General features: G+C 39.7%; 17 protein-coding genes and 2 pseudogenes. 3 read left to right on the top strand and 16 right to left on the bottom strand.

All coding sequences use genetic code 11. The annotated features are described in order from the left end of the window. Window positions 1-150: 150 nt before the first annotated feature. Window positions 151-1602 (top strand): 16S rRNA (cytosine(1407)-C(5))-methyltransferase RsmF, encoded by a 1452-nt coding sequence (rsmF, locus tag P20495_RS12845; protein ID WP_008135401.1) that lies wholly within the window; start codon window positions 151-153, stop codon window positions 1600-1602. A gap of 220 nt (window positions 1603-1822) precedes the next feature. Here the strand turns inward: rsmF and P20495_RS12850 are convergent, their stop codons facing one another. The 14 genes and pseudogenes from P20495_RS12850 to yceD all read right to left on the bottom strand — a co-directional run bounded on the left by P20495_RS12850 (window position 1823) and on the right by yceD (window position 13664). Beyond that, window positions 1823-3682 carry an alkaline phosphatase D family protein gene (locus P20495_RS12850; protein ID WP_008135400.1) on the bottom strand — a complete coding sequence of 620 codons (1860 nt, stop codon included), beginning with the start codon at window positions 3680-3682 and terminating at the stop codon, window positions 1823-1825. Between the two features lie 4 nt (window positions 3683-3686). After that, window positions 3687-4467 (bottom strand): annotated as a pseudogene (locus P20495_RS12855) (TatD family hydrolase). Between the two features lie 18 nt (window positions 4468-4485). Further along, window positions 4486-4812 (bottom strand): PilZ domain-containing protein, encoded by a 327-nt coding sequence (locus P20495_RS12860; protein ID WP_007375260.1) that lies wholly within the window; start codon window positions 4810-4812, stop codon window positions 4486-4488. Between the two features lie 12 nt (window positions 4813-4824). Then, on the bottom strand, window positions 4825-5739 hold the full coding sequence (locus P20495_RS12865) for a DNA polymerase III subunit (protein WP_007375261.1): 915 nt from the start codon (window positions 5737-5739) through the stop codon (window positions 4825-4827). A gap of 1 nt (window position 5740) precedes the next feature. Continuing rightward, a complete protein-coding gene (gene tmk, locus P20495_RS12870; protein ID WP_008135397.1) occupies window positions 5741-6367 on the bottom strand; it encodes a dTMP kinase in 627 nt (208 codons plus the stop codon). A 6-nt stretch (window positions 6368-6373) separates the two neighbouring features. After that, window positions 6374-7359 (bottom strand): annotated as a pseudogene (gene mltG, locus P20495_RS20405) (endolytic transglycosylase MltG). Next, window positions 7353-8168 (bottom strand): aminodeoxychorismate lyase, encoded by an 816-nt coding sequence (gene pabC, locus P20495_RS12875; protein WP_007375264.1) that lies wholly within the window; start codon window positions 8166-8168, stop codon window positions 7353-7355. Before pabC ends, mltG begins: the two are co-directional and overlap by 7 nt. 59 nt (window positions 8169-8227) lie before the next feature. Continuing rightward, window positions 8228-9466, bottom strand: coding sequence for a beta-ketoacyl-ACP synthase II (gene fabF / locus P20495_RS12880; protein WP_008135390.1), 1239 nt, complete (start codon window positions 9464-9466; stop codon window positions 8228-8230). A gap of 216 nt (window positions 9467-9682) precedes the next feature. Beyond that, on the bottom strand, window positions 9683-9919 hold the full coding sequence (gene acpP, locus P20495_RS12885; protein WP_002962377.1) for an acyl carrier protein: 237 nt from the start codon (window positions 9917-9919) through the stop codon (window positions 9683-9685). A 250-nt stretch (window positions 9920-10169) separates the two neighbouring features. Next, the gene (gene fabG, locus P20495_RS12890) at window positions 10170-10916 is read right to left on the bottom strand and encodes a 3-oxoacyl-ACP reductase FabG (RefSeq protein ID WP_007375266.1); all 747 of its coding nucleotides are present in this window, start codon (window positions 10914-10916) and stop codon (window positions 10170-10172) included. A gap of 11 nt (window positions 10917-10927) precedes the next feature. Beyond that, a complete protein-coding gene (gene fabD, locus P20495_RS12895; protein WP_008135386.1) occupies window positions 10928-11854 on the bottom strand; it encodes an ACP S-malonyltransferase in 927 nt (308 codons plus the stop codon). Window positions 11855-11906: 52 nt separating this feature from the next. After that, window positions 11907-12947, bottom strand: coding sequence for a phosphate acyltransferase PlsX (plsX, locus tag P20495_RS12900; protein WP_007375268.1), 1041 nt, complete (start codon window positions 12945-12947; stop codon window positions 11907-11909). 12 nt (window positions 12948-12959) lie between these two features. Beyond that, window positions 12960-13130, bottom strand: a complete 171-nt coding sequence (gene rpmF / locus P20495_RS12905) for a 50S ribosomal protein L32 (RefSeq protein ID WP_002962381.1) — start codon at window positions 13128-13130, stop codon at window positions 12960-12962. Window positions 13131-13139: 9 nt separating this feature from the next. Further along, a complete protein-coding gene (gene yceD / locus P20495_RS12910; RefSeq protein WP_007375269.1) occupies window positions 13140-13664 on the bottom strand; it encodes a 23S rRNA accumulation protein YceD in 525 nt (174 codons plus the stop codon). Between the two features lie 131 nt (window positions 13665-13795). On the opposite strand from yceD, the gene P20495_RS12915 reads away from it, so the two are divergent. Continuing rightward, the gene (locus P20495_RS12915) at window positions 13796-14395 is read left to right on the top strand and encodes a nucleoside triphosphate pyrophosphatase (RefSeq protein ID WP_008135381.1); all 600 of its coding nucleotides are present in this window, start codon (window positions 13796-13798) and stop codon (window positions 14393-14395) included. A 9-nt stretch (window positions 14396-14404) separates the two neighbouring features. On the opposite strand, the gene P20495_RS12920 is transcribed toward P20495_RS12915, so the two are convergent. Beyond that, window positions 14405-15067: an HAD-IA family hydrolase gene (locus tag P20495_RS12920; protein WP_008135378.1), complete on the bottom strand. Its 663-nt coding sequence runs from the start codon at window positions 15065-15067 to the stop codon at window positions 14405-14407. Further along, window positions 15064-16023: a 23S rRNA pseudouridine(955/2504/2580) synthase RluC gene (gene rluC / locus P20495_RS12925; RefSeq protein ID WP_002962392.1), complete on the bottom strand. Its 960-nt coding sequence runs from the start codon at window positions 16021-16023 to the stop codon at window positions 15064-15066. The genes P20495_RS12920 and rluC overlap by 4 nt, the downstream gene beginning before the upstream one ends. Window positions 16024-16797: 774 nt before the next feature. On the opposite strand from rluC, the gene rne reads away from it, so the two are divergent. Next, window positions 16798-19465: ribonuclease E (rne, locus tag P20495_RS20400; RefSeq protein ID WP_033015479.1), on the top strand; the 2668-nt coding region annotated here is incomplete at its 3' end.

Here is a 19465-nt window from a genome sequence, read left to right as displayed (position 1 = left end):
TAATCTAAAGTCGTATAAAATCACCTTTAAAATAGAGTAAAACAACAAAGTGTCGACACAGTAATAAATTGGATGTTACGTTTTTAAGCGCTGAAAATGCGTTATATAAATGCTATTATCGCGCTTTATTTTTATAGTATGAGCTAACGCGTGAACGCCAACACTTTTATTCCTGAGCACTTTATTGATGACGTAAAAACCTATTTACCAGCGCATCTAAACTTAGATGACTTTTTAAATGCGTGTCGTCGACCGCTCAGAAAATCTATCCGCGTTAATACATTAAAAATTAGCATTGAAGAATTTGTAGAACGTGCAACTGAAAAAAATTGGCTGCTAACCCCCATCCCTTGGTGCAGTGAAGGCTTTTGGTTAGAACGCCCAAGCGATGAAGAGCAAAACCTCGCTCTTGGTAATACTGACTTACATCTAAGCGGTGCGATGTACGTACAAGAAGCAAGTTCAATGCTGCCGCCTATTGCCTTAAAACAAAGTATTAAACTCGCTAACTCGCAAAATAACACCGTGCTTGATATGGCATCAGCACCGGGTTCTAAAACATCACAACTTGCAGCACTTATGGATAACCAAGGCGTGCTTGTTGCAAATGAGCTTTCGTCATCTCGTTTAAAGGTACTTAGCGCCACCTTAAAACGCATGGGGGTTGGTAACTGTGCGCTCTCGCACTTTGATGGCGTTATATTTGGCAACTACATGTTTGAATGCTTTGATAGCATATTGCTAGACGCGCCATGCTCTGGCGAAGGTACTGTGCGTAAAGACGCCGACGCACTAAAAAATTGGTCAATAGAATCAAACATACAAATAGCCCAAGTACAAAAAGACTTAATTAAAAGCGCATTTTACGCATTAAAGCCAGGTGGCACGTTAGTGTATTCAACCTGTACACTTACTCCGCTCGAAAACCAGCAAGTATGCGATTATTTACTCAGTGAATTTGGCGACTATATAGAGCCACAATCCCTAAGTGATTTATTTGAAGGTGCAAGCGAAGCCACAACTAATGAGGGCTATTTACATGTATGGCCGCAAACCTTCGATAGCGAAGGCTTTTTTATTGCTAAATTTAAAAAGCACGCAAGTTGCGATAACCCAAATCAAACTGTTAAAAAAGGCGCGTTTCCGTTTAACGAGTTTGATAAAAAGCAAAGTGCCGCGTTTATGCAGTCGCTTAAAAAGCACTTTGAATTAACTAATCTTCCTGGCAACTTAATGCAGCGCGACAAAGAGCTGTGGTTATTTCCACAAGGGTTTGAAGCCCTGCAAAATAAAATTAAGTACGCACGCTTAGGTATTCAAATTGGCATTATTCATAAAAATGGCGTAAGGCTAACGCACGAGTTTGCAACCGTATTTGGCAATGAGTGTAAAACTAATGTATTTGCTTTAAATAACGAGCAAGCAAATGATTATTTTCAAGGTAAAGATATACGCTTAACTGAAGCAACTCAGACAATAGGTGAGGTGGTATTAACTCTGTGTGGGTGCCCTATTGGGCTGGGAAAATGGCAAAAAAATAAGATTAAAAACTCACTGCCGCGAGATCTCGTGCAAAATACGCAGTTAATAAGCTGGGTATAAAAAATGGATAACCATTTTAAACTGCGCATAAAAAATCTAAGCATTTGTTATTAAATATAACTAAATGCAAAATTTAGTTATGCCTTTTATCATTACTTAACTACACTTTTAAGTACTTTCTTCTTCTCCCTAAGAATCTAGAAAGTTTTTTTAGTTAACGCAAGACTCAACAGAGAGTCATTCTAAAGCCCAGAGTTTTCCTAATTACTCTGGGCATTTTTTAATTTTCAACTAAATCAAATTCGGTTAATTCCCCAGAGCCATGAATCAATTGATAGCGCGCTAAATTGCCTTGTTCGAGTGTTATTAAACTAATCGCAGAGTCACTTACTAAATACTTTTGCCCTTCGCCCTTAGTTTGGTGTTTATCTACTTCCATATGCCAACGTTTAGTAAAAAAGTTAAGTGGGCTTTTTGGTCCATATAAAATTGAATCTAGTTTATCGAGTACGTTTATTAATTTACGTGGAAATTCGTTTTTAATACCACTGGCGGTAAGTTGCCAAATTCGGTTTGGGTGATTACCAAAACGTTTTTGCACTGAAAAACAAAATGAATAGTGCACGTCTCCCGATAAAATAAGCGTTTCGTTTGGTGTATCAGTTCGCCTAAACGTATCGAGTAGTTTTTTAGCCGATCCTTCGTGTGCCATCCAGTTCTCTACATCAACCATAAGCGGTTGCCCGCAAATATTAAACATGGCTTGAATAGCTTCTATTGATTTAACACCAAATACGGGGGCTGGTGATACAATAATAACCTGATCGTGGCTTAATAGGCTTTCTTCAAGCTCTGTTAGGCGTTCCCAATCAAGTAGACCTGAAGGCTCGTTAAAATTTTGCTCATTTCGCCAACGGTGCGTACGTGTATCTAGCACCACTACTTTTGGGGTTGTAGTTAACTCGTAATGCCAAAAACTAAAATCGTTTAGTGGTTTATCAAATGCTTTAAACTGCCATAAATTATTAGCAGTACGGCTTTGCTTAAAAGGTGTTAGTAACTCGCCTGTTTTATTTAGTGCGTCGTTCCCCATTCCTTGGAAAAGCCAATAACTAATTAAGCCGTTATTAATGATTCGTTTACTACTTGGATTTTCATTTATAGCTTGCTCCCACCCAGCGGTGAGGTTCCAATCATCGGTTACATCGTGATCGTCAAACATCATTAATGTCGATACATTGGCAAACAACCGCTCTACTTCACTTAAGCCTTTTGCATAATCAATCAGTGCTGTTTTTTCAGCGTCAAAAATAGTTTTGTTTTGCTTGTTTTGACCTGAATACGTTGTATTTTGTATATCAACGCATTGCCAAGCAGCAGCACTAAAATTTAATAAATAAAGCGCTATGTATTCTTCAAAATGGATAAGGTGATTGTAGGCTTTTACACTTGAAAAGTGAGGTTCGTCTTTTTTTAGCCAGTAACCTATACCTAATTTTGAACGTTTTTGCCAAGGCGTTTTTGGTAAATACAAATGACGATTATAAAGTTGCTCTTTTATATCGTCCGGTAACTCAATGGCAAGTGGTTGCTCTTTATAAATACCGAGTTGCTTAACTAACTGATGAATAGCTAATAACATGGGGCCTGCTACGTCATCGGCGTAAACCTGGTCACCGCTCAGTAATAGCAATTGTGCGCCTTGATTATTATTACCGCGCTGATTATTTTGCCAGTGACTTGCAGACACTAAGCTATCTTTTGCTGGATGATGTGCATTACGGCACGAGCCATGCAAAATATCATTTAATTTATTAGGAATTACAAATGCAGGCGTTGTTTGACCGCTATAGCACCAAGGCGATAAATCGATTACTGTATCGTCAATTACAAGCTCATAGTTTAATAAGCTATCTAGAGGGAGTTTGTTGTCTATTGGCTTTATAATGACGAAATGCAGATACAAATGTTCCCCTAAAGAAACAGTGTGTTGATCACTATAACACTCAACATTTAATAAGTTTATTTGGCAGTTTGCAGACTTGCTGGTAGCAAACTGAATACAGACTCCAGTTTGCTCTGCACGGCGCACCATTGGCCCCATTAGTAAAATAGGAAGGTTTGCCGTGTTAGTAATCATGCATTTAGCCTTTAGCTGCTAATTTAAATAAAGAATAAAAGTTCTCGGTAGTCGCTTTAGCCAGTTCATTAAAGCTAATGCCTTTAAGTTCGCTAATGTAATAAGCAACGTCTTCTACGTATGCTGGCTGATTTGTTTGCCCACGATACGGTACCGGTGCTAAATAAGGCGAGTCGGTTTCTATTAATAAGCGATCGAGTGGGTATTTTTTTTACGACTTCTTTTAGTTCTAAAGCATTTTTAAAGGTAACAATGCCGGAAATCGAAATATAAAAGCCCATGTCTATCGCTTTTTTGGCCATATCCCAGTCTTCAGTAAAACAATGCAATACGCCACCGCAATTTTCCGCTTTATGTTCACGCATTAAGTTTATGGTGTCGACACGTGCATCGCGAGTATGAATAATTAACGGCTTTTGTAATTCGTTAGCTACTTCAATATGCCCAACAAAACTGGCTTGCTGTACTGCATGTGTATCTTTTGAATAATAATAATCAAGGCCTGTTTCGCCAATAGCGACTACTTTGTTGTGCGATGCTAGGTCAATTAACTGCTGCTTGTTAAGTGCGTCTTTTTGATCAAGTGGATGTACGCCACAAGAAGCTGATACATCGTCGTAATGCTGAATTTTATCAAGCATACTCGGGAACTGATCAAGTGTTACACTTACACATAAAAAATGCTCAACCTTTTTAGCACGTGCTTTATCAAGCACTTGGTCAAGGTTTAAATCAAGTTTATCAAAATCAAGACGGTCTAAATGGCAATGCGAATCTACAATCAAAATTGGGCCTGTTTTTTACTACATGGTGTAAGTCGGATTACCGGAGTTTAACATAGTCCCCAGTAGCTTTTCGATCTTAGAATTAAGGTTTGTTTTATCATCTAAGAAAGTAATACCTATCCCTGGTGGGTTAGAGCTTTGTGCACCTTGTGGGGTGATCCACGACACTTTACCCGTCACTACATCATCTTCTAGTGCATCAGGCAAGGTAACTCTAAGTGCCAATGAGTGCCCTACTTCGTAACGCATATTAGTGGGTACAAATAAGCCACCTTTTTTTAAATAAGGCATATAACAACGATATAATTCATCTAGATCATCTATATCAACTAATAGCTCTTGCATGTTTAATCCTTTTTATGAATTACGTAATATGTGCGCTAATCGCGATACTGCAAGCGGTAAATTAAGCCCAAGGATTTTTGTGTTATTTTGCAAAAATTCACTCAGAGCCTGTTGCGCAATCTGATATGCATCAAAGCTCATGCCTTGCATTAACTGCTGCTTTAGTTGCTCACTTAAGAACAAAGTAAATATGCGAACAAGCTCAGGCTGTTTATTTATAATATCGACTAACACTTTAAAATTATGACTTTGTTTAAACTCAGTTGCAAACTTGTAAAGCATATCAATACTTTGTAACTGACTTTGCTCTTGCCAATGCTTAACTTGTAATGGTTGGCTATAAAAAAGTGGCAACCAGCTATAACCTTTAATTTGCAATGACTCAAGCCATTGCTGGGCAAGTTGTGTGTTTATTACTTTTATATCTGTTTTAGCACACCGGCTTAATATCGTGGCCGGAAGTTGTGCAGCTTGGCTTGTTGTAAGTATCAAAAATCGGCTATTACTTGGCTCTTCTAGCGTTTTTAATAATGCATTTGCTGCGGCGGTTGTCATTTTTTCACAATTTTTAATAACAACTACTTTGTTACCATTTTGCGCCGCAGAGTGATTCATAAAATCACTGATCCCGCGTATATCGTCTACGCCAATACTTTGCCCATCAACCTGCGTTAAACGTTTATCAGGGTGCGTGCCTGCAAGTGTGAGTAAACAACTTTTACAGTGGCCACACGGTGCTAAAATACTATTAGCAGCTGCTGATTGCTGTACTATATTTTGGCACAATAAGGCATTAGCTAACTGATCGCTTAACTCGAATTTACCAACGCCAATGGGTCCACAAAACAACTGTGCATGATGAAAACGTTGGCCACGAAAGCTCTGCGCTAAGCGTTGCTGTGTATCGTGTAGCCAAGGCAGTGCCATATTATTTTAGCCCTTCAAAAAATGTACGTAGTACGTTAGTTATATCGCGGTGTACTTTATCGATGTCTTGGTTTGCATCAACTGTTTTAATTGAGCTGTCGTCGTTAGCAAGCTCAAGGTAACGCATGCGAGTGCGCTGAAAAAACTCAATAGCTTCTTGCTCTATTCTATCAAGTTCGCCTCGCCCTTTTGCACGTTCAAGGCCAATAACAGGGTCAATATCAAGGTAAATAGTTAAATCGGGCTTCAATCCTTTTAATACCATTGATGATAACGACGCTAGTGTATTTGAGCTAATACCTCGTCCGCCACCTTGATATGCTTGAGATGATAAATCATGGCGATCAGCCAATATCCATTGACCTTGCTCAAGCGCAGGATTAATGACGTTATGCATTAACTGCGAACGCGCCGCATACATGATCAGCAATTCGGTTTCAAAGGCAATTTCTTCTTCATGCTCTGCTTTTACAAGTGTGCGCAGTGATTCGGCTAGTGGTGTTCCGCCTGGTTCACGTACATTTATAAAGTCGATCTGTTTTTTGTTTAAAAAATCTTGGCATAAGGAAATTGCTGTTGATTTACCAGCCCCTTCTAGCCCTTCTATTACTATAAATTTTGGTTTCATAAAATATTAATTCTTTTTATTTAATATATACGTTTTAACTGCCGCGTTATGCTGCTTTAACGTGGTTGAAAATTGGTGGCTACCATCGCCTTTTGATACAAAGTAAACATATTCACTTTGCGGCGGATTAACTGCAGCTAAAATAGCGGCTTTTGATGGCATTGCAATCGGTGTTGGCGGTAAACCATTAATTCGATACGTATTGTAAGGCGTATAATCGCGCAAATCTTTACGTTTAATATCTCCATCAAAACTCTCCCCTAAGCCATATATTACGGTTGGATCGGTTTGCAGGCGCATATTGGTGTTTAATCGATTAACAAACGCTGATGCAATTAACGGACGTTCACTAGCAAGGCCTGTTTCTTTTTCAATAATTGAAGCCATTATTAGTGCTTCGTATGCTGTTTTATAGGGTAGATTAGCAGCGCGCTGCTGCCAAGCATCATCTAATGTTTGCTGCATTTTCTGTGCTGCACGTTTTAATACACCGCTTGCCGTATCGTTATTATGATAATGGTAAGTGTCGGGGAATAACCAGCCTTCTAAGTGCATATTATTACCCAGTATTTGTGTACTTAGTTCATCACTTTTTAAATCGTTTTGTAAATTATCGGCTTTTTTAATAGCACTTAGTACTTCACGTAAGTTTTGCCCTTCAATAAGGGTAAAACTAAAACTGACTTGCTGGCCTTGATTAATTTTTTTATATTACTGATAACACTATCGGCTGTTAGCTCGTAAAGCCCCGCTTTTAAGTCGGTGAGTGTGGGATCTAATTTGGCAATTACCTGATAGCGCCAGCAACTTTCGACCCAGTTTTTAGCTTGCCATTGATGGCATAACTTATTAAAGCCAGTGCCATGCTTAACTTCAAATTGTGTGTTTTGAGCTACCTTTAACGGGCTATTTATTGTTGCTTGTAATTGCTGGTAACCAACAGCAGTGGTTATAACAGCTAAAAAGAGTACCGATAAAATAACTTTTAACACTCAGCCTCCTTGGCTAATAATTTAGTTAATAATGCGTGGCTGTCGTCTGTATTAAATACCTGTTGTTCAATACGTTTTACTGGTACTGCTCCCATTAAGCTATTACACACAAATACGGCGTCTGCTTGGATTAAGTCTTCTACTTTCACGCGTTTAAATTCAACTGGTAATTTAGCACATAACGATTGTAGGTAAACGCCCTTTATTCCGCACTCATCAAGCAGTGGCGTAAACACACACTTATTTTTAATCGCAAAAATATTAGCTGCTGAGGCTTCAATTATATTGTTATTGTAATCAAGCACTAACACATCGTCGCAGTTTTGCGTTTGCATTGCTTTTTTAACTAGTACTTGCTCAAGCCGGTTTAATGTTTTAAGACCCGCTAAATGAGGTTGTGCAGCTAATTTAATTGGGCTTATTTCGAGACTTACACCCTTTTTAGTAAGCGCACTGTAATTACTAGGGTAATCTAATACACTCAATAAAATAGTAATATTACACTCACTTGGCAGCCCATAACCACGTCCGCCTTCGCCTCGCGTTACAAGTATTTTAAGCACGTTCAGTGGTGCAGCTTTTATATACTGAGCAATTTGATTTTCAAGGCTATTAAAGTCTAACTCAGGAAAACCCAAACGCTGTGCACATTCAATCAAACGCGCTTTATGGTGAGCCCAATACTGTACTTGCCCATCAACAACTTTAGCCGTTGTAAAAAAGCCGTCACCGTAATTTAAGCCTCTGTCACACGTGCTTAAAGTGCTGTTTTGATCTACTGCTATTATTGTTTGCATTTTATTTGGCATATAAAAAAAGCCCAGTTAAACAACTGAGCTCTTATAATTTGATTCGTTGTTAAAAAAGATTATACCTTTTTAAACAGCAACGAGCCATTAGTACCACCAAAACCGAACGAGTTACACAGTGCAAAGTCTAGCTTTGCATCACGTGCAGTGTGCGCAATATAATCTAAGTCACACCCTTCGTCTGGGTTATCAAGGTTAATAGTTGGCGATACTTTTTGATCCGTTAACGATAAAATCGAAACGATTGATTCAACAGAACCCGCAGCACCTAATAAGTGACCCATCATTGATTTAGTCGAACCAACCATTACATCTTTAGCTGCATTACCAAAAATAGATTTAACAGCGGCAGTTTCGGCTTTATCGCCAGCATGCGTTGATGTGCCGTGTGCATTAATGTAGCCCACTTGCTCTGCATTTACTTGCGCATCGTTTAATGCATTTTGCATTGCAAGGGCAGCGCCTGCACCGTCTTCTGGTGGTGATGTCATATGGTACGCGTCGCCACTCATGCCAAAGCCTACAAGCTCAGCATAAATTTTAGCACCACGTGCTTTAGCATGTTCGTACTCTTCAACTACGACAACACCAGCACCGTCAGAAAGCACAAAACCATCGCGGTCTTTATCCCAAGGGCGAGAAGCCGCTTGTGGATCGTCATTGCGGGTTGATAGTGCACGTGCAGCATTAAAGCCACCCATACCAATTGGTGTACAGGCTTTTTCGGCGCCACCGGCAACCATTGCATCAGCATCGCCATAAGCAATCATACGCGCAGCATGGCCTATGTTGTGCAAACCTGTTGTACAAGCCGTTACAATAGAAATATTTGGGCCACGAAGCCCATGCATTATTGATAAATGACCTGAAATCATATTAATAATGGTAGATGGCACATAAAATGGCGATAACTTACGCGGACCACTATTTAATAGTTTAATGTGGTTTTCTTCGATAAGCGTTAAACCACCAATACCTGAACCTACAGCCACACCTATGCGTGTTGCATTTTGCTCTGTTATCTCGAGGCCAGAATCTTCAAAAGCTTGAACACCCGCTGCAATGCCGTACTGGATAAATAAATCCATTTTTTTTGCATCTTTTGGTGACATATAAGCCGATGCATCAAAGTCATTAATTAAACCAGCGAACTTTGTACCAAATTTTGATGTATCAAAGTGGGTTATTGTTTGAATACCACTTTTACCATCTAATAAGCCTTGCCAGGTTGATTGAACATCATTACCTAGCGGCGTCAACATTCCTAAGCCAGTTACGACGACTCGACGTTTAGCCACGGTTTGCCTCCAATAAGGGATATTTTTATAAGGTGGATGATCATACCCAAGCTACCTCAAAGTGCTAGTCCCAAAATAGATTAAAAACGCATAACACTAGCAAAAATAATTTTTAGTTAAGATTGGGAGTTAAGGTTTGTTTTTGAATCACGAACTTTGAGGTGGTTTGGATATATAGATTAAGGGCAGCGAATGCTGCCCTTAATTTGCGATTAATTACTCAGCGTGAGCTGTAACGTAATCGATTGCAGTTTGAACTGTAGTGATCTTTTCAGCTTCTTCATCTGGGATCTCAGTATCAAACTCTTCTTCAAGAGCCATTACTAGTTCTACAGTATCAAGAGAATCTGCACCTAAGTCATCTACGAAAGAAGATTCATTTTTAACTTCTTCTTCTTTAACACCTAGTTGTTCAATGATGATTTTCTTTACGCGTTCTTGGATATCGCTCATTCTTCTTTCCTTTATTAAAAACGCCAATGCGTTATTTTCAGATTGCGGCGTAGTTTACGCCGCATAATTCTCTGATTCAATGATTTGGCCATAAATAATTGTCTGGTCAAACCTCTGAGTGTAAGTTTTATCTTTTATCGCTTATTTTCACAGCAATTTCAAGTATGTTTAAAGCAAGTTCACAAATAATTCAATGTTTTTGAGTTAACTAACTTAACTTAATTTTATTATTTAGCCGATATTATGACTACTAAACCATGTACATCGCACCATTTACATGCAAAGTTTCGCCTGATACATACGCAGCTGCGTCAGATGCTAAATAACACACTGCAGCAGCAATTTCGTCTGGTTGACCTAAACGCCCTGCTGGAACATTGGCAAGCGTTGCTGCTTTTTGCTCATCAGTTAAATCATCAGTCATATCAGTTTGAATAAAACCAGGTGCCACTACGTTAACTGTAATACCACGAGATGCAACTTCGCGCGCCAGTGACTTAGAAAAACCAATTACGCCTGCTTTAGCCGCTGCATAATTAGCTTGTCCTGCATTACCCATAGTGCCCACTACTGAGCCAATATTGATAATACGGCCTTTCTTTTTCTTCATCATTGGACGAAGTACCGCTTTAGATAAACGAAAAATCGAGCTTAAGTTAGTGTCGATTATATCGTCCCACTCAGTCTCTTTCATACGCATTAATAGGTTGTCACGTGTGATACCTGCGTTATTAACAAGTACGTCAATATCGCCAAAATCAGCTTTTATTGCGGCAAGTGTCGCTTCAATAGATGCAGGATCCGTTACATTTAATGCATAACCTTTACCACTATCACCCAGGTACTCACTGATTTTAGCAGCGCCTGACTCGCTTGTAGCAGTGCCTGCAACTTTTGCACCTTGTGCAACTAATGTTGTTGCAATTGCTTTACCAATACCACGGCTGGCGCCAGTAATTAGGACAATTTTGCCCTCTAAAGAAAATAAATTAGACATTTTATATACTCTTATTTAGCTGCAGCGATTGAAGCGGCATCGTTTACTGAGCCACAAACCATTGCTTTATCAATTCGTTTCGCAAGCCCTGTTAATACTTTACCAGGACCAAATTCGTAGCTTTGCGTTACATCTTGCGCAACCAAGGCTTGTACTGTTTCTGTCCAGCGAACTGGGCTGTATAGTTGACGTACTAGTGCATCTTTAATTGCATCAGCGGTCGATTCAGCTTTTACATCAACATTATTAATTACATCACACTTAGGTGTATTAAATACTAAAGCGGCTAAGTCTGCTGCTAGCTTATCCGCTGCTGGCTTCATTAGTTCACAATGTGAAGGTACGCTAACCGAAAGTGGTAATGCGCGTTTAGCACCAGCATCTTTACATGCTTGTGATGCTCTATCTACTGCCGCTTTATGCCCTGCAATAACAACTTGACCAGGAGAATTGTAGTTAACTGGAGATACAACCTCACCTTGCGCTGAGGCAGCACACGCCGCTTTTATTTCTTCATCGCCTAAGCCAATAATCGCAGCCATTGAACCTACGCCTGCAGGTACAGCTTCTTGCATGTATAAACCACGGTTTTCAACAAGCTTAACAGCTTCGCTCAAGCTTAGTACGTCGCTACATACTAGTGCTGAATATTCACCTAAGCTGTGACCGGCCATAACAACGTCGGCATCTGGGTTTGCTGCAAGCCAAACACGGTAAATAGCAACACTTGCAGTTAATAATGCTGGTTGTGTACGATGAGTTTGATTTAATTTTTCTTCTGGGCCATTAAGAACTAGCTCTGCTAAGTCGTAACCCAGTGCATCTGATGCTTCTGCAAATGTTGCTTTAACAATGTCAGAACTCTCTAGTAGCTCTTGTAACATACCAACGCTTTGCGAGCCTTGACCTGGGAATAGAAGTGCAATTTTTTGTGCCATACTTTGCTCTTTTTAATTAAACAAATAAATAATGAAATACACGGCACATCAATTATTGATTAACCGCCGTGTCTTTAGAATGTGTTTTTTCGAAAATAGCGGCTATTTTATCAGGAAGTTGACGTTCAACCTCCTTTACCGCTTCATCAATTGCTGCTTGAAATGCTTTAGCTGACGCATTTCCATGACTTTTAACGACAATACCGCGCAATCCTACCAGAGAAGCACCGTTATACTGGTCGGGGTTCACCCTTTTATAGAGTTTTTTTATTATTGGACGCAATATAAACGCCATACATTTATATAAAAGGTGCTTTTCGAGCGCAACTGTAAACTTATTCATAATAAGCTTGGCAATGCCTTCGCATGTTTTAAGTGCAACGTTACCCACAAAACCTTCGCATACAATAACATCAGCCTTGCCAGAAAAAATATCGCTTCCTTCGCTATAACCAATGTAATTAATATGTGGGCTTTGCTGCATTAATTGTGCAGCCTGTTTAATATCATCGTGACCTTTAATATCCTCAGCGCCAATATTTAATAAGCTAACGCGAGGGTTATCGCAGCCAAGTGCTTGGCCAGCAACTACAGAGCCCATAATGCCAAACTGATACAGCATTTGCGCATCGCAATGCACATTAGCACCTAAGTCGAGTAAATATACTGGGTTTTTAAGCTCTGTAGGAACGGATGAAATGAGTGCAGCACGTTTTACACCTGGCAGCATTTTTAGCACATAGTGAGCCATAAAAAATAGCGCACCAGTATTACCTGAACTAACACACGCTTGAGCTTCGCCTGACTTAACTAAATCAAGGGCAACACGCATAGATGAATCTTTTTTTGAACGCACAGCAATTGCAGGTTCACAAGCATTAGTGACTATTTCACTACAGTGACGAATTATGAGTCTAGGATGAGGTAAGGAATCGAGGGATTCGAGTTCTTTAGATATAACGTCTTCATTGCCACATAAAATGAGAGTTAAATTGGCATGAGCGTTTACTGCGTGAACGGCAGCAGGAATAGATGAACGGGGGCCGTAATCGCCCCCCATCATATCTAACGCTATGGTTAGATCATTCAGCATATAAGTAATCTCTTATTTAGAAATTACTTGAACGCCTTTGTAGTAACCATCTGCAGTCACATGGTGACGACGATGAGTCTCACCAGATGTTTGATCTACAGTTAAAGTTGGACCACTGATCGCATCGTGTGAACGGCGCATGCCGCGTCTTGCACGAGACTTTTTGCTTTTTTGTACAGCCATAGTCTTCTCCTAAGAATCTTTCTTAAGTTGTTTCAAAATATCAAATGGATTAGGTTTATCATCTTCCGCCTTTAAAACACCAAAGCTGGCAGGCTTTGCTGAATAACTGCATGAAGCTTCGTTGTGGGTAGCTACTAATGGAATTGCTAAAATTAGTTCGTCTTCAATTAAATCAAAAACGTTAACTTCACCATTTTCATCAAGCGCTACTTCATCGTAGTCTTCTGGAAAAATATCTAACTCTGTATCTTCACCTACTGGTGAATATGCAAAGTCTTGAACCAAATCCAACCCTAAATCACCATTACAACGTTGACAAATGACAGTAACGTGTGTGGACAAATTGCCTCTAATCACAGCGAAACCTTGATCATCATTCTTGCAATGTATTTTTACCGCTATTTCACCTACTTCTTCCTGCACAACTTTCTCTAAACGAGTAAGTTTTTCAAGCGGTACAATTCCGTCATACTTTAAACGGTGCTGCGCTGCTTTGCCTGGATGAAGAGTGATGGGAATTTTCACCTTTTGCATAGGGGCTGCATCATATAGATAGTTAGTTTGTTAGTCAAAGTAAAAAACCATTTTTACTTGGTTTTTAACGTGTTTTACTCTCGGATCTGATTTATCCTAACTCAATCTGAATTATCTTAGGGAAACAGTCCGTGAAGCACCCACTTATTTTAGCGTCAAGCTCGCCTTTTAGGCAGTCTTTATTACAAAAATTTAATTTACCATTTGATACATTTTCACCAGACGTTGACGAGTCAGCACTTGAATGCGAAACACCTACCGAACTGGTTAAGCGTTTAAGTGAATTAAAAGCCTCTGCAGCTAATAAACACTTTAACAAAGGGTTAGCTATTGGATCAGACCAAGTCGCTGTGTTTAACAATCAAATTTTAGGTAAACCACACAATAAACAAAATGCCGTAAAACAACTAAATTTATTTAGCGGGAATACTGTAACATTTTTAACTGGGCTTTGTGTTTACGATATTGCAACTGGCACTAAAAAAACCTGTGTTGAACCGTTTAATGTGACGTTTAAAACACTCAGTGATGCACAAATTAGTGCTTATTGCGACGCAGAGCAGCCATATAACTGTGCTGGCAGTTTTAAAAGTGAAGGGTTAGGTATTTGTTTATTTGAAAAGTTAAGCGGAAACGATCCTAATAGCTTAATTGGGTTGCCACTAATTAAACTCAGCCAATTACTGGCTGAGTCTGGTATTGATGTACTTACCGCTCAAAACAAGTTCTAGTTAAATAAATTAGCCAAGCAAAACCTGTTGCAGTTGCAGATAATTATCTACCGTTGCAACAGGGCTAAGCTTATTTAGTTGCTGTGCGTTGTGCACCCCCATGGTTACACCAATTCTATCCATGCCAGCAGCTTTTGCCATTGTCATGTCTATTTGAGTATCACCAATCATTACGGCCTCTTGAGCGCTTATGCCAAGTTCTTCAAGTAATTGATACAGCATATCTGGAGAAGGCTTTGATTGCGCTTCGTCACTTGTGCGTGTTGCACTAAAAAAATGTCTAAGTTGGCTTTGATCAAGCAAACGCTCTAATCCATCCCTACCTTTACCTGTGGCAACAGCTAAAACAGCACCTTGCTTTTTTAAAGCAGTTAAAACGCTGACAACATTAGCAAATACAGGAGTTGGCGTGGTATCAACACTATATTGGTGTTTATACCCTTTAATTAGCGCTTGATGCTGCGCGGTATCATCAGGAAATAAAACATCAATTGCTTTTTCAAGCGACATACCAATAATATTTTTAATTGCTAAATCACTTGGTGACACTAAATTAAGTGACTCAGCACTACTACGAATACAGTTAACTATTTTAGTGACTGAATCCATAACGGTGCCATCCCAATCAAAAATGACGAGCTTATATTTTTTAATTGGCGTCACTGCAATCACTGTTTTGCGTCTCGTAATTTTAGTAATGTATTTTTAAGCGTTTTATCAAGGGGCGCTTCAATACGCATCGTTGTTTCGTTTTTAGGATGATAAAAACTTAAATCGTGTGCATGTAAAAATAATCGGTTTAAGCCAACTTTACGCATAGATTCATCAAACCCTTGATCGCCGTATTTATCATCACACGCTATTGGATGACCTTTACACTGCGTGTGCACACGAATTTGGTGTGTACGACCTGTAACAGGCGACGCTTGTACAAGCGAGCAATCATTAAAACGTTCAAGTACTTTAAAACGCGTATGCGAAGGCTTGCCCTCAGTGTTATCTACACGTACTACGCGTTCACCCGATTTAAGCGTATTTTTACGCAGCCCTTCGGTTACATTTTTAGTTTTAGAGTCCCACTGCCCTTCAACTAGCGCCCAATAATTTTTTTCCATTGTTTTTTCACGAAGCTGTTCATGCAATGCTGTTAACACCGAACGACGTTTTGCTATAAGTAAACAACCCGATGTATCACGGTCAAGCCTGTGAACTAGCTCAAGACTGCGCTCCTCTGGGCGAAGCGCGCGCAAAGCTTCAATTAAACCATAACTTAAACCACTGCCACCATGAACAGCCATGCCTGAAGGTTTATTTATAACGATAAGGTATTTATCTTCAAATAAGATATCGTTTTCAAGGCGAGTTACTTTATCTAGTTTTGATGGTACAAACTCTTCACGCTCAGCAACTCTAATAGGTGCAATACGAAGCACATCGTCAAGCTGTAGTTTATATACAGGCTTAATACGCTTTTTATTAACGCGTACCTCACCTTTGCGCAAAAGTTTATAAATAGCGCTTTTAGGCACCCCTTTTAAATGGGTAATAAGAAAGTTATCAATACGCTGACCTAAATGGTCTTCATTGATCGTGACATAAGTTACTTGTAAGTCGTTTTTTTCTGACATTGCCTAATCACTAATTTAAGTAAAATAATTTAGTTGCTAACACTGTAATAATAGTGGGATAATCAGCAGCGCAAATATTTAGTATTTGCAAATAACAACGGTGCTTTTTAACACATTAAAACATTCGTGATGCACATTCTGGGTAGCCGATCATACAGATCCGAGTTAAGTTTTCCAAAGCTTTTATACATACCTAGTCAACACGTGCGATCAATTAACGGCAATGCGCGTAATATATTGCTGGTTAAGTTTGAACATGAAGTGGTTTTTAATGCGATTGAGAAAGCAATGAACAGATAATTTGTCTGATAGTGACGACGTAAAAACACGTCGTTCAGCATTTGCTCAATTATTGTAGTACCGTACAGCAGCTTATTTAGAACTAAAAAAATCTAATAAATAAGCGTTCATTAACATTGGTAGCAACTTTTGCTCTTAAAATGGATATTAGTGATACATAAATATGTATTACTCACCAACTTAATGAGCCCTACGCACCTAATATGAATGACATTTAGTAAGATTGATATGACAGGCCAACTTCTGGGTAAAACATGTAAACGTAGCTGAAAAGCCGACTGTTTTAACACCATTTAGAATTTAATAACGGTAATACACGTTATTGTTTGCCAGCATTTAAAATACTGCGTACGAAAATACAGAGCCGTTCCGTTAAAGACCCAGTCGTGAGGCTGCACATTCTAAAAATAGGAACAACTGAACAGGCGATAAAAACATCGTCATGTCAGCGACATAAATAAGTAGAGTAACAATATGAAACGTATGCTAATCAATGCAACGCAGCAAGAAGAAATGCGCGTAGCACTGGTTGATGGCCAGCGCCTATATGATTTAGATATAGAAAGCCCAGGTCACGAACAGAAAAAAGCCAATATTTATAAAGGCAAAATAACCCGCATTGAACCATCTCTTGAAGCAGCATTTGTTGAATACGGTGCTGATCGACATGGTTTCCTCCCTTTAAAAGAAATAGCCCGTACTTACTTCCCTGCAGGTTACACTTTTCATGGTCGTCCGAATATTCGCGACGTAATCAAAGAAGGTCAAGAAGTAATAGTACAAGTTGATAAAGAAGAACGAGGCCAAAAAGGCGCAGCGTTAACTACTTTTATCAGCGTTGCTGGTAGTTACTTAGTTCTAATGCCTAACAATCCTCGTGCCGGTGGCATTTCTCGCCGTATTGAAGGTGATGAGCGCACTGAACTTAAAGAAGCACTAGGTCGTTTAGAATTACCTAAAGGTATGGGCTTAATTGTTCGTACTGCTGGTGTTGGTAAGTCATTTGAAGAACTTAACTACGATTTAAAAGCATTATTAGTACACTGGGAGGCTATTGGCCAAGCAGCCGACAGTGCTAAAGCGCCTTTTTTAATACACCAAGAAAGTAACGTAATATTTCGCGCCATTCGCGATTATTTACGTCGCGACATTGGTGAGATATTAATTGATAAACCACGTGTTTTTGAAGAAGCTAAAGCGCACATTGAGCGTTTTCGTCCTGATTTCATGAGCCGCGTTAAGCTTTATCAAGGCGATACGCCATTATTTACACATTATCAAATTGAAAGCCAAATCGAGTCAGCGTTTCAGCGTGAAGTGCGTCTTCCATCTGGTGGTTCAATAGTTATTGACCCTACTGAAGCATTAACATCTATCGATATTAACTCGTCTAAAGCAACAAAAGGCGGTGATATTGAGGAAACAGCACTAAATACTAACTTAGAAGCTGCTGATGAAATTGCACGTCAGTTACGTCTTCGTGACCTAGGTGGTTTGATTGTAATCGACTTTATCGATATGACCCCTCCACGTCATCAACGTGAAGTAGAAAATCGCTTAAAAGATGCTGCTCGCCCAGATCGTGCTCGTGTTCAAATTGGCAAAATCTCACGCTTTGGTTTACTTGAAATGTCGCGTCAGCGCTTGCGTCCTTCATTAGGTGAAGCAAGCCAAGGCCCATGCCCTCGCTGTAGCGGACAAGGGACTATTCGTTCTAACGAATCAATCGCACTTTCTATTCTTCGCTTAATTGAAGAAGAAGCAATAAAAGACAATACGACACAAGTAAATGCACAAGTGCCTGTTGCTGTTGCCGCTTATTTGTTAAATGAGCAACGACGTAGTGTACATCGTATTGAAAAACATCATAAATGTGATGTAGTGATTATTCCTAATCAACATATGGAAACACCACATTACGAAGTTATGCGTTTACGTAAAGACGAAACACTTGAAACGGTAAGTTACGGACAAGTTATTGCGCCTGAGCCTGAAGTATTTGAGATGTCTAAATCTCCAAGTACTCCAGTACGTGAAGAACCAATGCTAAAAGGTGTAGTAATGCCTTCTACACCAGCTCCACAAGCAGCGCCTGCACAAACAGCTAAGCCAGTGACCAATGAGACTAAAGCTAATGGTGGCTTATTTACAGCAATCACTAAGTGGTTTAAGTCGTTATTTGCTACTGAAACGGTAGAAGAGAAAAAAGAAGCCGCTGAAAAGCAGCAAGAAGAAGCACGTAATAACCGCAGAGGTAACGATAACCGCCGTCGAAATAACAATCAACGTCGTCGAAATAATCCTCGCACTAAGCCTCGTGCTGAACGCAGCAATACTGATCAAGATGAAGCTAAAACTGATTCACCAGTAACTAACGAGAACCAGGAAAGAAACGAAAATCGCAACAAGCGCCGTCGTAATCCTAACTCTCGTAAGCGCCCAGAGCATAAAAACCAAGAAAAAGATCAAGTTAAAACTGAAGCCCCTGCAAAGGCGGAAGTAGAAACTGATTCTAAACCAGCACAAGCTGCAGAGCCTAAAGAGCAGAAGCCTAAAGTTCGCCGTCAACGACGTAATTTACGTAAAAAAGTACGTTTACAAGACGAAAATGCTGAACAAGCAAAAACAGTAGATAAAATAACAGAACAAACTGTGGTAAGTGATGAAAAACCACAAGTTAAAGAGCAAGTTACGCCTACTGTAGAAAAGCAAACGCAAGCTCCAGCAGAAAAAACAGCGCATATTAAAGAAGAGAAAGTTGACGTTGTTGATTCTAACGATGAAACATCTGCATCTGATGAAGAACAAGAGCAAACACGTACACGTTCACGCCGCTCTCCTCGTCATCTTCGTGCATCTGGTCAACGTCGCCGCCGACCAGAAGGTGAAGGTTCTGAAAACAAATCAGACGAAACACCTGCATTTGTACCAGTAGCAGATCAAGCTGCAGCTGAGTATGAAGCTGAACTTAAAGCTAAATCGCAAGAAACCGCTGTTGATGCTTCTGAAAAAGTTGAACAAGCATTTGCTGTAGAAGACTTGGCTAAAGTTGAAGCGGTTAAAGAATCAGCTGAAGTTGAAGCGCCTGTAGTGACTGAGCAACCCGCTAAAGTTGAAGCACCTGCAGTGACTGAGCAACCCG

The organism is Pseudoalteromonas sp. BSi20495, from assembly GCF_000241185.1.
Lineage (GTDB): Bacteria > Pseudomonadota > Gammaproteobacteria > Enterobacterales > Alteromonadaceae > Pseudoalteromonas > Pseudoalteromonas fuliginea.
This window is presented reverse-complemented; position numbering and strand designations above follow the sequence as displayed.

Coding starts and splice junctions, on each gene's coding strand:
- P20495_RS12850 (WP_008135400.1), bottom strand. CDS start 3,682: ATGATTACTAACACGGCAAACCTTCCTATTTTACTAATGGGGCCAATG.
- P20495_RS12860 (WP_007375260.1), bottom strand. CDS start 4,812: ATGCAAGAGCTATTAGTTGATATAGATGATCTAGATGAATTATATCGT.
- P20495_RS12865 (WP_007375261.1), bottom strand. CDS start 5,739: ATGGCACTGCCTTGGCTACACGATACACAGCAACGCTTAGCGCAGAGC.
- tmk (WP_008135397.1), bottom strand. CDS start 6,367: ATGAAACCAAAATTTATAGTAATAGAAGGGCTAGAAGGGGCTGGTAAA.
- pabC (WP_007375264.1), bottom strand. CDS start 8,168: ATGCCAAATAAAATGCAAACAATAATAGCAGTAGATCAAAACAGCACT.
- acpP (WP_002962377.1), bottom strand. CDS start 9,919: ATGAGCGATATCCAAGAACGCGTAAAGAAAATCATCATTGAACAACTA.
- fabG (WP_007375266.1), bottom strand. CDS start 10,916: ATGTCTAATTTATTTTCTTTAGAGGGCAAAATTGTCCTAATTACTGGC.
- fabD (WP_008135386.1), bottom strand. CDS start 11,854: ATGGCACAAAAAATTGCACTTCTATTCCCAGGTCAAGGCTCGCAAAGC.
- plsX (WP_007375268.1), bottom strand. CDS start 12,947: ATGCTGAATGATCTAACCATAGCGTTAGATATGATGGGGGGCGATTAC.
- rpmF (WP_002962381.1), bottom strand. CDS start 13,130: ATGGCTGTACAAAAAAGCAAAAAGTCTCGTGCAAGACGCGGCATGCGC.
- yceD (WP_007375269.1), bottom strand. CDS start 13,664: ATGCAAAAGGTGAAAATTCCCATCACTCTTCATCCAGGCAAAGCAGCG.
- rluC (WP_002962392.1), bottom strand. CDS start 16,023: ATGTCAGAAAAAAACGACTTACAAGTAACTTATGTCACGATCAATGAA.